Annotated in this window: 12 protein-coding genes; 6 read left to right on the forward strand and 6 right to left on the reverse strand. The window is 42.0% G+C overall.

Annotation, left to right across the window (positions count from 1 at the left end; translation table 11 throughout):
- Positions 1 to 75: 75 nt before the first annotated feature.
- A complete protein-coding gene (locus CVT00_RS02615) occupies positions 76 to 990 on the forward strand; it encodes an SPFH domain-containing protein (RefSeq protein WP_021089647.1) in 915 nt (304 codons plus the stop codon).
- Positions 987 to 1,379 (forward strand): NfeD family protein, encoded by a 393-nt coding sequence (locus tag CVT00_RS02620; protein WP_107915770.1) that lies wholly within the window; start codon positions 987 to 989, stop codon positions 1,377 to 1,379. The genes CVT00_RS02615 and CVT00_RS02620 overlap by 4 nt, the downstream gene beginning before the upstream one ends.
- 20 nt (positions 1,380 to 1,399) lie before the next feature.
- Here CVT00_RS02620 and CVT00_RS02625 read toward each other — a convergent pair whose 3' ends face one another.
- On the reverse strand, positions 1,400 to 1,612 hold the full coding sequence (locus tag CVT00_RS02625) for a hypothetical protein (RefSeq protein ID WP_107915768.1): 213 nt from the start codon (positions 1,610 to 1,612) through the stop codon (positions 1,400 to 1,402).
- A 132-nt stretch (positions 1,613 to 1,744) separates the two neighbouring features.
- On the opposite strand from CVT00_RS02625, the gene CVT00_RS02630 reads away from it, so the two are divergent.
- The 3 genes from CVT00_RS02630 to recG are packed head-to-tail and all read left to right on the forward strand — an operon-like array spanning position 1,745 to position 5,831.
- Positions 1,745 to 2,791 carry a dehypoxanthine futalosine cyclase gene (locus CVT00_RS02630; protein ID WP_107915767.1) on the forward strand — a complete coding sequence of 349 codons (1,047 nt, stop codon included), beginning with the start codon at positions 1,745 to 1,747 and terminating at the stop codon, positions 2,789 to 2,791.
- Complete coding sequence (locus CVT00_RS02635; RefSeq protein ID WP_107915765.1) at positions 2,792 to 4,021, forward strand: M16 family metallopeptidase; 1,230 nt, start codon at positions 2,792 to 2,794, stop codon at positions 4,019 to 4,021.
- Positions 4,011 to 5,831, forward strand: coding sequence for an ATP-dependent DNA helicase RecG (gene recG, locus CVT00_RS02640; protein WP_107915763.1), 1,821 nt, complete (start codon positions 4,011 to 4,013; stop codon positions 5,829 to 5,831). The genes CVT00_RS02635 and recG overlap by 11 nt, the downstream gene beginning before the upstream one ends.
- A gap of 361 nt (positions 5,832 to 6,192) precedes the next feature.
- Here recG and CVT00_RS02645 read toward each other — a convergent pair whose 3' ends face one another.
- From CVT00_RS02645 to CVT00_RS02665, 5 genes are all read right to left on the reverse strand, one after another.
- Positions 6,193 to 6,504 carry a hypothetical protein gene (locus CVT00_RS02645; protein ID WP_107915761.1) on the reverse strand — a complete coding sequence of 104 codons (312 nt, stop codon included), beginning with the start codon at positions 6,502 to 6,504 and terminating at the stop codon, positions 6,193 to 6,195.
- An 89-nt stretch (positions 6,505 to 6,593) separates the two neighbouring features.
- Complete coding sequence (locus CVT00_RS02650) at positions 6,594 to 6,917, reverse strand: hypothetical protein (protein ID WP_107915759.1); 324 nt, start codon at positions 6,915 to 6,917, stop codon at positions 6,594 to 6,596.
- Positions 6,918 to 7,028: 111 nt separating this feature from the next.
- Positions 7,029 to 7,802: an ABC transporter ATP-binding protein gene (locus CVT00_RS02655; protein ID WP_012001386.1), complete on the reverse strand. Its 774-nt coding sequence runs from the start codon at positions 7,800 to 7,802 to the stop codon at positions 7,029 to 7,031.
- Positions 7,802 to 8,809 carry a FecCD family ABC transporter permease gene (locus CVT00_RS02660; RefSeq protein ID WP_021084752.1) on the reverse strand — a complete coding sequence of 336 codons (1,008 nt, stop codon included), beginning with the start codon at positions 8,807 to 8,809 and terminating at the stop codon, positions 7,802 to 7,804. Before CVT00_RS02660 ends, CVT00_RS02655 begins: the two co-directional genes overlap by 1 nt.
- A gap of 3 nt (positions 8,810 to 8,812) precedes the next feature.
- Complete coding sequence (locus CVT00_RS02665) at positions 8,813 to 9,868, reverse strand: ABC transporter substrate-binding protein (RefSeq protein ID WP_107915757.1); 1,056 nt, start codon at positions 9,866 to 9,868, stop codon at positions 8,813 to 8,815.
- A 218-nt stretch (positions 9,869 to 10,086) separates the two neighbouring features.
- Between CVT00_RS02665 and CVT00_RS02670 the strand changes: the two genes are divergently transcribed.
- Positions 10,087 to 12,318, forward strand: a complete 2,232-nt coding sequence (locus CVT00_RS02670; RefSeq protein ID WP_107915755.1) for a nitric-oxide reductase large subunit — start codon at positions 10,087 to 10,089, stop codon at positions 12,316 to 12,318.
- Positions 12,319 to 12,360: the final 42 nt, after the last annotated feature.

Genomic DNA, 12,360 nt, shown 5'->3' on the forward strand with positions numbered 1-12,360 from the left:
TCCTTTTTGAAAATAAAATTTAAAATGTATTATAATACTTAAGAAAATAACAAATTATAAATTAAAGGAGAGAAGATGCAAGTTGAGACATTTGGCGTTTTAGTCGTTGTTTTGGTCATTTTTGCATTTTTGTTTTTAAAAGCTGGCATCAAGATCGTATCGCAAGCAGATAACTTGCTGATCGAGCGACTTGGTAAATTTCACAAGGTGCTTGACGGGGGATTTCACATCATAATCCCATTTGTCGATCAGATAAGAGCTATCATAACTATAAAAGAGCAGCTTGTTGATATCACAAAACAGCAAGTTATCACAAAAGATAATGTTAATATTAGCGTTGATGGTATCGTCTTTTTAAAGGTATTTGACGCAAAAATGGCGGTTTATAACGTAGATAACTACAAGCGTGCCATTGCAAATTTAGCCATGACAACGCTTCGTGGCGAGATAGGCGCGATGAATCTTGATGATACGCTAAGCTCTCGTGACCGCCTAAATGCCGCACTTCAAGTAGCCCTTGGCGACGCAGCTGGCAACTGGGGCGTAAAGATCATGAGGGTTGAAATTTCTGAAATTTCTGTCCCACTTGGCATCGAAGAGGCGATGAATATGCAGATGAAGGCTGAGCGTGAAAAGCGCGCGATCGAGCTAAAAGCCTTGGCTGAAAAAGAGGCACTCATCCGCAACGCAGAGGCACTAAAACAAGAAAAAGTGCTTCAAGCAGAGGCGATAGAGCGTATGGCTGATGCGAAAAAATACGAGCAAATCGCCATCGCAACGGCTCAAAAAGAGGCTATGGATATGATAAATGACAGCATGAGCAAAAACGCAAATGCGGCTGAATTTTTGCTTGCGCGCGACAGGGTCGGGGCGTTTAGCGAGCTAGCTAAAAATAGCTCAAAAGATAAAATTTTAGTCCCTTATGAGGCGGCTGAACTCATCGGCTCGCTTAGTGTTTTAAAAAATTTCTTAGCTAAGGATAAGGCGTGATAAGTCCTTTTATAATGATAGCCATAGGCGCGCTCTTGTGCGTGGCTGAGCTTATGCTATTTTCGTTTTATCTGCTCTTTTTTGGCGTCGCTTTTATCATCGTTGGGGCGATAAATTTTGGTTTTAATTTTGAGTGGCCATATCAAATTTTAGGTGTTGCAGCACTTGCCATTATCTTGCTTGTGCTCTTAAAAGCGCCGTTAAAGAGTAAATTTATGGCTAAAAAAGAGAGCTTTAATGAGGAATTTTTAGACGAAGCTGGCGTTGGTGAGATCAGAGAAAATATGGTCTATTTTAAAGGCACTCTTTGGAAGTATGACGGAGCGCTAAAAAATGGCGAAAAAGTGCAGGTTTTAGGCACTAAAGGCGACAAAGTTATATTAAAATAAAGTGCCATTTGGCACTTTATCTATTTTGCGTGAACTGGGCAGCCTGCTGGCATTTGCTCATGCATCGCACCTTGCATGCCGTGATGTTGGCAGCTTGGCATATTTTCTTGCATCATTTTTTGATGATGAGCACATCCACAACTTGCTCCTTGAGGCCCAGCTGGCTTTGGCTCATTTTTAGCACAACCAACTAAAAATAGCCCGCAGATAACGGCAAATATCACCTTTTTCATAACTCGCTCCTTTAAAGAATTTCTCACATTTTAGCCTTTAAAAATTAATTTTTCATAACGCCTGATTTATCATATTTAAAAGCATTTTTGGCTAAACTCTCGCCCAAAAATAAGCAAAATAAAAGGTTAAATTTGAAAAGACTTAGTGTAAATGAAGCCATCGATCTTATAGAAAATGCACCGCTTTACGAGCTTGGCAAGATGGCGCTAGCTAGAAAAAAAGAGCTTCATCCAGATAATATAACGACCTTCATCGTAGATCGCAACATCAACTATACAAATGTCTGCTGGGTGGATTGTAAATTTTGCGCATTTTACCGCCACGCAAAAGAAGAGGACGCTTATGTGCTAAGTTTTGAGGAGATCGGCAAGAAGATCGAGGAGCTAATCGCCATTGGCGGCACGCAAATTTTATTTCAAGGTGGCGTTCATCCAAAGCTAAAGATCGAGTGGTACGAGGAGCTTGTCGCCTACATCAGCAAGCACTATCCAAGCATCACGATACATGGTTTTTCTGCCGTTGAGATCGACTACATCGCAAGAGTTTCAAAAATTTCTACAAAAGAGGTCTTAAGACGCCTAAACGAAAAGGGCTTATACTCGATGCCAGGGGCTGGAGCGGAGATCTTAAGCGACAGAGTGCGTGACATCATCGCCCCTAAAAAGTGTGACACCGCAGACTGGCTTCGCATACACAAAGAGGCGCACGAGCTTGGCATGAAAACGACTGCGACGATGATGTTTGGCACGGTTGAGAGCACTCGTGAGATCGTGGAACACTGGGAGCATATCAGAAATTTACAAGATGAAACGGCTGGATTTAGGGCATTTATACTTTGGAGCTTTCAAGGGCTAAATACAAAGCTCATGCAAGAATTCCCAGAGATCAAAAAGCAAAGCTCAAACGTCTATCTAAGGCTTCTTGCAGTCTCAAGGCTCTTTTTGGATAACTTTAAAAATATCCAAAGCAGCTGGGTCACGCAGGGCAGCTACGTAGGCCAGCTAGCGCTTCTTTTTGGTGCAAACGACCTTGGTAGCACGATGATGGAAGAAAACGTCGTAAAGGCCGCAGGAGCAAGCTTTAGGATGAATCAAGACCAGATGATCGAGCTTATAAAAGATGTCGGAGAAATTCCAGCTAAGCGCAACACAAACTACGATATTTTGGAGAAATTTTAGATGAAAATTTTAGATATCAATGTAAAAAATGTAAAAATTCCAGTCGTTTTTGAAAGCTCAAAAGCGATGCCAGTAGTGAGCCTAAAACTAGTTTTCAAAGCAGCTGGTAGTTCGCAAAATGGCAAGCTAGCAGGCCTTGCAAGACTAAGTGCAAATTTGCTAAACGAGGGCGATATGAAGCTAGGCTCGGCTAAATTTGCTAAAGAGCTTGAAGTGCGGGCTATTAGCCTAAACGCAAGCTGCGGCTTTGAGACATTTTGCATCGATCTAAACTGCCTAAAAGAGCACTTTGTCTTTGCGTGTGGCAAGCTAAAAGAGCTTATAAGCGCTCCAAATTTAACTGATGAAATTCTAAATAGGTGCAAAACCGTCACACTTGGCGAGATCGCAGCAAATGAAAACGACTTTGACTACGTGGCAAGGCAGGGACTCTTTGAGCTTTTATATCCAAAAAGCGTGCTTGCACAGCCTAGTATCGGCACTAAAAAGAGCATAAAAGCGATCACGCTTGAAGATGTGAGGAAATTTTTAAACGAGCATTTAGACCTTTCAAATTTGCTTTGCGTGCTTGGTGGCGACATCGACGAGAAGCAGACAAAAGAGCTTGCAAGTGTTTTAGAGATACTAAAACCTGGCAAGGAGCGAAAGCTAGAGCGCTTTAGCCCAAGCAACAAGTGCGAAAGTAGCGAGATCATAAGGCAAAGCGAGCAGGCATACATCTATTTTGGCGCGCCGTTTAATGTAAAACCTGAAGAAAAATACAAGGCGGCAGTGGCGACATTTATTTTAGGCGAGGGTGGCTTTGGCTCGAGGCTCATGGAGGAGATCCGCGTAAAAAGAGGGCTTGCATACAGCGCCTACGCTAGAAATTTGCTAAATCTCTCTTACAGCCAGCTTTACGGCTACATGCAGACAAAAAATGAGAAAAAAGACGAGGCGATCGCCGTTATAAAAGAGGAAATTTTAAAATTTAGCAAAAAAGGCGTTAGCAAGGCCGAGCTTGAGCAGGCGAAGAAATTTTTACTTGGCTCGTTGCCTCTTAGACTTGAGACGCTTTTTAAACGCCTTGACATCGCGCAAGGCGAGTTTTACGAATATGGCGAGCTTGGGGCATTTTTAAAGGACCTTGATAAAATTTCAAGCCTTTCGCTAAACGAGCTAAATAGCTTCATAAAAGCCCACGCAGAGATAAATGAGCTAAGTTTTTGTGTCCTAAAAAATGAAATTTGAAGCAAGCGACAGAGCAAAACTTCTAAAAATAGGCGTGCTTGGCCTTCTTGACCTTGCTCTCGTGCTACCAAAGGGCTTTGAGGATACGACGATCGCTAAGAGCCCAAGAGAAGGGCAGGTCTGCATAAATGTAAAGATCACCTCGCTCGCCTCACGCCCTGGCATGCTGACAGCACTTGCCTTTTGCGAGCAGTGGCAAAGTAGCGTAAAGATCGTCATTTTTAACGCAAAGTCTTGGCATTACGGCGCTTTTAAGCTTGGCAAAGAGATGGCGATATATGGGCTTTGCTCGCACGCCTTTGGCTCTTGGCAGATAGTAAATCCAAAGATCACCACAAAAATAGGTCAGATCGTGCCTAAATTTAAGACCGAGCTAAAAGATGAGGAGCTAAAAAAACTCATCTTAAAATATCTAAATTTGCAAAATTTACTTGATGAGGGCTTAAATGAAAAAGAGGCTAAATTTCTAGCTGATTTGCAGCGGCTAGATGAGCAAAGCGTTCAAATTTTATACCGCCTAAAAAATGAGGGCGAGGGCGTGGAAATCTTAAAATTTGTAGAAATTTTTAACTACATAAAAAAGCTAAGTGCGAAAAAAACCTACTTTAAAAGCCCAAAAATCAAACTTTTTGACATAAGCTCTTGGCTTAAGAGCTTGCCATTTACGCCGACAAATGATCAGCTAAACGCAGTAAATGACATCAGAGACGACCTTAGTGCTGTGCAGGCAAAAAGGCGCGTCATAATGGGCGATGTGGGAAGCGGCAAGACGCTTGTGATCCTAGCAGCTGCTCTTAGCGTCTATCCGCAAAGTGCCATTTTGATGGCGCCAACGAGCATCTTAAGCGAGCAAATTTATAATGAAGCAAAGAGGCTTTTGCCTGCTTTTATGAACGTGATGCTGGTGCGAAGCGGGGAGAAAAAGATAGATTTTGGCGGGGTAAATTTGATCGTTGGCACGCATGCGCTGCTCTTTCACGAGCTGCCAAACTCGCCGCTTGTCATGGTCGATGAGCAGCACCGCTTTGGCTCAAACCAGCGCAAAAAGATAGAGGAGCTTGCCTCAAACGAGGAGGAGCGGGCAAATTTCGTGCAGTTTTCAGCTACGCCAATACCTAGGACGCTAAGTTTAATCCAGTCTGAGATCGTAAATTTTAGCTTTTTAAAGCAGATGCCGTTTAAGAAAAATATAATGAGCCAAATTTTAGGCGCTAGCGAGTTTGGCTTTTTGCTCGCTCACATCAAAAAACAGCTTGCGGGCGGCTTTCAAGTAGCCATCATCTATCCGCTAGTTGAGAGCAGCGAGAGCTCAAACTACCAAAGTCTAAGCGAGGCGCAGGGCTTTTGGCTAAAGAATTTCAAAAATGTCTTCGTCACGCACGGCAAAGACAAAGAAAAAGAGGAAATTTTAAGGCGATTTAGAGAAGAGGGCGAAATTTTGCTCTCAACCACCGTTGTTGAGGTCGGTATCTCGCTACCAAGACTAAACACGATAGTGATCGTGGGCGCTGAGAGGCTTGGGCTTGCCACACTTCATCAGCTGCGCGGTAGAGTGGGGCGAAATGGCGGCGATGGATACTGCTTTTTATTTACCAAGCTAAAAGAGGCGCCAGCTAGGCTAAAAGAATTTTGCGCGACAAATGACGGCTTTAAGGTGGCCGAGCTTGATCTGAAAAACCGACAAAGTGGCGACATATTAAATGGCTTTTTCCAGCACGGAGCGACCTTTAACTTCTACGACTACGAGGATGATATCACGCAGGCTGCAAAGGCGAGAGTGGCTGAGCTTAAAAGTAAAGCTCAAATTTGATCTTGCGGATTGCGTTAAATTTAGAGTAGAAAATTACTTTTGGCTAAGAGGATTTAAATTTGCGTCAAATTTAAGGTAAGGCTATAAGCTTTCATGACTAGTTTTAAATTTGATAGAAAATGGCCAACTATTACGCGGCTTATTTAGCTTTATCGCGACTTTTCAATATTGCTGTTAAAAAAAGGTTGCTAGCAAACCAGTCTAGGCTCTCTGTGGCAAAATGGCTCAGGGTTTTAAAAGCGCCTTTGTTTTTGCGCTATATCTAAATTTATCTTGCCTAGCAAAATTTAACCTTTTCGCAGGCTTTTTAAAATTTATATGAAATTTGATGACGATATAAATCTGCCTTTGGCTTTTTTGCTCACTCCCAAACTCCCATATCGTCGCCGATTATATTGCTATTGCCCTCTTTTTGGCTAATCCAAACCCACTCTTTTACATTTTTAGTTATCCATTCGTTTTTAATGGCGTGTTTATAGATAAACAGACCCAAATTTGCCAAGTCATTTTCATCGCCTTTTGCGTGAAAAGTATTTTTGTCAATCTTGATCAAGTCACACTGCTTGGCAAGTTTGTCTAAATACTCATAGATCACGTCTAGCTTATACTTTTTCTCTCTTATAACCTTTTCTTCATCGATCACGATCTTTGTGCCTAGTAGTGGGTAAGCCATTGTTTTTCCTTATCTAACCTTTTGCAGGCTCTTTTTAAAATTTACATGAAAATTTGATATGGCAGGATAAATTCTCTCTTTTTTGTCGCTCACTCCCAAACTCCTATATTCTCTCTTTTAAACCTTGCTACCATGTCTTCTTCGCCACTTCGCTCGCTAATCCAAACCCACTCTTTAACATTTTTAGTTATCCACTCGTTTTTAATGGCGTGTTTATAAACAAACAGACCCAAATTTGCCAAGTCATTTTCATCGCCTTTTGCGTGAAAAGTATTTTTGTCAATCTTGATCAAGTCACACTGCTTGGCAAGTTTGTCTAAATACTCATAGATCACGTCTAGCTTATACTTTTTCTCTCTTATAACCTTTTCTTCATCGATCACGATCTTTGTGCCTAGTAGTGGGTAAGCCATAGTTTTTCCTTTAAATTTATTTTGCATTTTAGCATTTATGGTTAGCAAATTTAAGTAGAATTTTTTAGATAAAACGAGTGATCTGCCCTTAAAAACTAAGAGCAGATAAATTTATAGTGGATAAGTGAGGCAGCAGTTTCTTTTTACTTCGTCGATGTAGCTTACATTTAAATTTAGTCCGTAAAGCTTGCTTAAATTCTCACTTCTAATGATCTCATCAACCGTGCCAAATCCAACCTCGCCATCACCCTTAACAAGTGCCACATATCCGCCAAGAAGCACGGCAAAGTCAGGGTTGTGAGTGGTTAGCACGACCGAGTAGCCAAGCTCTTTTAGCCACTTGACGGTGCGTAGGAATTTATACTGGTTGCCAAAATCAAGCGCGCTCGTTGGCTCGTCAAATATGATCATCTTTGGCTGCGCAGCCATCGCGCGAGCGATCATACACATCTGCTTTTGACCGCCACTCATCTGCGTGATAAAGCGATCCTCAAGATACTCGATCTCAAGCTTTTTAGTGTAAATTCTAGCGATCTCTTCGTCCTCTTTGCTAGGTCTTGCAAAGATACCAAGGTGTGCCGCGCGACCCATCGTGATAAACTCAAGTCCGGTGTAGTCATACTCAGTAACCTCGCTTTGAGCCACGTACGCCATGATCTTAGCGCGCTCTTTGTTGCTTAGGCTATCTACGTTTTTGCCATCAAGAAAGATCTCTCCTGAAACTGGCTTTAGCGAGCCGCTTATTAGCCCAAGAGTTGTTGATTTGCCAGCTCCATTTCGACCAAGTATGGTTAAAATTTCTCCAGCACCTATCTTTAAATTTACATTTTCTAGTTTGCCAGCCCCATTTGGGTAGCTAAAGTTTAAATTTCTAACTTCAAGCATCACGCAACCTTTTTATTTCGCCATAAAACCCAGACGAAAAATACCGTGCCGATAAAGCCAGTAAGCACGCCAAGAGGCACTTCGCTCACGCTTATGCTACGCGCTAGAGTATCGACAAATAGCAAAAATATCGCACCCATAAATATGCTTGCAGGCATGCTTTTTATGTTATTTGCGCCAACTAGCATACGCGCTAAGTGTGGCATGAGAAGTCCCACCCAAGCGACTATGCCGCTTATGCAGACGCTGCAGGCTGTTAGAAGCGTAGCGCAGATGATGATGACAGCGCGCTCAAATGAGACATTTACGCCAAGTCTTGCCGCACTCTCGTCGCCAAGAGAGAGCAAATTTATACGCCAGCTCATGGCGATAAGTAAAATGGCGCAGATGATCATCACTGGAGCTATGTATTTTAAGTTGTCACTATCAAGCTTTGCAAGGCTACCAAGCTGCCAATAAACAATGTCAGGTAGCTTTGTCTCAGGGTCGGCGACATACTTTAAAAAGCCGATCACTGAGCCCATGAGACCGCTTACGATGATGCCAGAAAGCACTAGCATAAGCGTACTCGTGCGTCCCATCATCTTTGGTATGGCTAGCGTGATAGCAACGGCTGCTAGGCCAAAGCCAAAGGCAAAAGCCTGCACCCAAAATAGCGATAGATCAAATATGATCGCAGTGGCAGCTCCCACGCAAGCGCCAGCCGAGACGCCAAGCAAATCAGGGCTAACTAGCTGGTTTTTAAAGACGCCTTGATAGGCTGCACCACTCACGCTAAGAGCAGCTCCAACAAGGATGGCTGCGATGATACGTGGGATACGTAAATTTTCTATCACGTTTGTGATGTTGCTAGCGGCGCCATCTCCAAAACCAAAGCTGTGAGCCAGCACGCTAAAGACGTCGTTAAAAGGTATGTAAAATCTACCAACGCCAAGTGCGACAAAGGCGCAAAGAAGCGTTAGTAGAGCTAAAAAGATAACAACTATTGAAAAATTTGCGTTTTTCATATCTTATTTACTGCTACCGTCTGGATTTAGACCTTTTAGGATATAGCCATACTCTGTGTCGGTAAGATCGTGATTTAAGAACTCTTTATAAAACTCTTTTGTTTTTACTTTCATATCGACATCTTTAAATAGATATGGTTGGATAGTTTTTGCTGCCCATAAAATTTGAAGTACGTTTTCAGCACCATATCTATCCCAGCTAAATACACCTTTTGGGTTGCCATAAACTTTGCCGTTTTTAACAGCGTTTGAGCCAGAGAATGCAGGGTGCTCTTTTATCTTTTTGATCTGTGCGTCTGTGTCGTTGCCACCAACGATGATGATATCAGGATTTGCATTGATGATCTCTTCGGCGCTAACTTCGATCATTGAGCCCTCGGTATTGATAGCATTTACGCCGCCACCTAGCTTGATCCAAGTGTTTTGGATAGTATTTGTACCATCAATTTTTAGCAAATTCGCTCCACCAAGAAGGTGAAGTACTTTTGGACGTTTAGCATCAGGGATGTTTTTTGTTCTTGCTGTTACAAACTCAGAGTTATCGTGGATTTTATTAGCAAGTTTTTCAGCTTTTTTTCTAGCGTCATCAGTGCCTATGACTTCAGCTGTTGCGTAGATGCTTTTCTCCATATCTGGATAGTCTCTAAAGATCAAATTCACAGCACTAAAGCCATTTTTGATAAGTTCATCTTGGTAGTTTTTGTTAAAAACTATGATAACATCAGGAGCAAGTTTAACAAGCTCTTCGATCTGAAGGTCTTTGCCGTTTAGTGCGGCTGGCAAATTTTTAAGTTTTGGATAGACGTGCTCAAACCACTTGTTGTTTTTGATCAGATCAGTTGTGGCTACAACCTTATCCATACCGCCAAGTGCTAGGATGATCTCGTTGTTTGCATTCCACAGTGCTGCGATCTTCTCAACCTTCTCAGGCACGCTTACTTTGACACCTTTCATATCTGTGATACTTCTAGCAGACTCAGCTGCGCTTAGGCTAAGAGCTGCAAAAAGTGAAGCAACAAGGCCTATTTTAGCCACTTTGTGCATGAAATTCATTTGCATATTTTTTCCTTTTTTCGTGTGAAATAGTTTGGTTGATATGTTACTGCTATTTACATTAATGTTATGTAAAATTTGCATGTTCATTGTGAAAAAATTGCATGTTTTGTAAATTCATATAAAGCTAATAGGATAAATATTCTCTTTTTATTGACATATATCATTAGTCACTATTTTGAAATGAGATAAACTTTCTCCTAAATTTTAAAAAAGGAGAATTAATGCGTGAATACAAAAGATACTGGCTCGCACTTGTTGCTGTGCTGGTAGTTTGCTTTAGTATTTTAGGCTACTATGGCGTTGAGGTTTATAGAAATTCGCCTCCAGTTGTAAATTTTACTGACGAAAATGGCAAGGTCGTAATCGACAAAGAGAGTATCTACAAAGGTCAAGAGGCTTGGCAAAGCATAGGCGGTATGCAGGTTGGCTCTGTTTGGGGGCATGGGGCGTATCAAGCGCCTGATTGGAGTGCGGACTGGCTTCACAAAGAGCTAGTTGCTTTTTTAGAGATCAAAGCTGATGAAATTTATCATCTAAAATACGCTGATCTAAATGACGAGCAAAAAGCAAATTTAAAGGTTTTGCTCAAAAAAGAGTATAGAGAAAATAGCGTAAAGGACGATAAATTTGTGCTAAGCGCTGATAGGCTAAAGGCAATAAGTCAAGTAGCTAGCGAGTATGCTGCGCTTTTTGGTAATGACCCTAAGTTTAAGCCTTTAAGAGAAGCTTATGCAATGAAAGAAAATACACTTCCAAATGCTAGCGACAGAGCCGATCTTAACAACTTCTTCTTCTGGTCAGCCTGGGCGACAGCGACAAACAGACCTGGTAGCGAGGCAACTTATACAAACAATTGGCCGCACGAACCACTAATCGATAACGTGCCAACAAGTGAGAATGTCTTTTGGTCGATTGCAAGCGTCGTGATACTTCTAGCTGGCATTGGCTTGCTTGTTTGGTTTAGCTCATTTTACGGCAAAAAAGATGATGAAAAGCTTGAGCCTATCAGTGAAGATCCGCTTAAAAAGCTAAATTTAACACCATCACAAAAGGCGCTTAAAAAGTATCTCTTTGTCACGCTAGCGCTATTTGCGTTTCAAATTTTAATAGGCGGCTTTACAGCTCACTACACAGTCGAAGGACAAGAATTTTATGGCATAAATTTATCAGCCTACATTCCTTATTCGCTTGCTAGAACGTGGCATATACAAGCTAGTATCTTCTGGATAGCGACTGGATTTTTGGCAGCTGGACTATTTTTAGCTCCTATCATAAATGGCGGCAAGGATCCAAAGTTTCAAAAGCTTGGCGTTGATCTGCTCTTTTATGCGCTACTTATCCTTGTAGTTGGCAGTTTTGTGGGTGAATATTTAGCTATCGCAAACATCATGCCTATAAATTTAAGCTTCTGGCTTGGACATCAAGGATATGAATACATCGATCTTGGACGAGTTTGGCAGATCATTTTGTTTGTTGGTCTTGTCATCTGGATGCTTCTGCTTCTTCGTGGATTTGCAGGCGGGTTTAAAAACAAAGGAGATAAAAATTTACTAGCTATCTTTGCTATGTCAGCGATTGCGGTTGGCTTGTTTTACGGAGCAGGGCTATTTTATGGTCAAAGAAGCCCGCTTCCAGTGATGGAGTACTGGCGCTGGTGGGTTGTACACCTTTGGGTTGAGGGCTTTTTTGAAGTCTTTGCTACTGCTTCACTTGCCTTTGTGTTTGTTAGCCTTGGTCTTGTCTCAAAAAGATTTGCGACATTTCAAACGCTTGCAAGTGCGTCACTCTTTATGATAGGTGGGATCCCAGGCACCTTCCACCACCTCTACTTTGCAGGCACTACAACGCCTATAATGGCAGTTGGTGCAAGCTTTTCAGCGCTTGAGGTCGTGCCTTTGGTGCTTCTTGGCGCTGAAGCGTATGAGCACTACAAACTTCAGTTTGCTCAAAGCTGGGCCAAAACGCTTAAATGGCCACTTTACTGCTTCATCGCAGTTGCCTTTTGGAATATGCTAGGCGCTGGCGTCTTTGGATTTTTGATAAATCCTCCAATTTCACTATTTTACATCCAGGGGCTAAATACAACGCCAGTTCACGGACACGCAGCGCTATTTGGCGTTTATGGATTTTTGGCGCTTGGCTTTGTCTGGCTTGTGGCTACTTATCTATTTAAAGGGCAAGAATTTGATGAAAATTTGATGAAAGTTGGCTTTTGGGGGCTAAATGCAGGACTTATGCTAATGATCGTGCTTTCACTACTTCCAATAGGCATCTATCAGGCATTTGCAAGTCTAGATCAAGGTATGTGGTATGCTAGAAGCGCTGAGCTTTTACAGCAGTCACACTTGCAAAATTTAAGATGGCTAAGGATGCTTGGCGACACGATCTTGATAATCGGCGGCATCTGCTTCTTTGCTCAGCTTTTAAAATTTATGCTTAACAAAAAGGCTTAAATTTATGGGGGCGCTTTGCCCCTTTGTTTAAGCTATCTTTTC

Origin of the sequence: Campylobacter concisus (genome assembly GCF_003048675.2) — a bacterium.
GTDB lineage: Bacteria > Campylobacterota > Campylobacteria > Campylobacterales > Campylobacteraceae > Campylobacter_A > Campylobacter_A concisus_F.

What these genes read in the sequence shown, in the direction of transcription:
- CVT00_RS02615 (WP_021089647.1), top strand. Translation starts at nt 76, where the DNA reads ATGCAAGTTGAGACATTTGGCGTTTTAGTCGTTGTTTTGGTCATTTTT.
- CVT00_RS02625 (WP_107915768.1), bottom strand. Translation starts at nt 1,612, where the DNA reads ATGAAAAAGGTGATATTTGCCGTTATCTGCGGGCTATTTTTAGTTGGT.
- CVT00_RS02635 (WP_107915765.1), top strand. Translation starts at nt 2,792, where the DNA reads ATGAAAATTTTAGATATCAATGTAAAAAATGTAAAAATTCCAGTCGTT.
- recG (WP_107915763.1), top strand. Translation starts at nt 4,011, where the DNA reads ATGAAATTTGAAGCAAGCGACAGAGCAAAACTTCTAAAAATAGGCGTG.
- CVT00_RS02645 (WP_107915761.1), bottom strand. Translation starts at nt 6,504, where the DNA reads ATGGCTTACCCACTACTAGGCACAAAGATCGTGATCGATGAAGAAAAG.
- CVT00_RS02650 (WP_107915759.1), bottom strand. Translation starts at nt 6,917, where the DNA reads ATGGCTTACCCACTACTAGGCACAAAGATCGTGATCGATGAAGAAAAG.
- CVT00_RS02655 (WP_012001386.1), bottom strand. Translation starts at nt 7,802, where the DNA reads ATGCTTGAAGTTAGAAATTTAAACTTTAGCTACCCAAATGGGGCTGGC.
- CVT00_RS02660 (WP_021084752.1), bottom strand. Translation starts at nt 8,809, where the DNA reads ATGAAAAACGCAAATTTTTCAATAGTTGTTATCTTTTTAGCTCTACTA.
- CVT00_RS02665 (WP_107915757.1), bottom strand. Translation starts at nt 9,868, where the DNA reads ATGCAAATGAATTTCATGCACAAAGTGGCTAAAATAGGCCTTGTTGCT.
- CVT00_RS02670 (WP_107915755.1), top strand. Translation starts at nt 10,087, where the DNA reads ATGCGTGAATACAAAAGATACTGGCTCGCACTTGTTGCTGTGCTGGTA.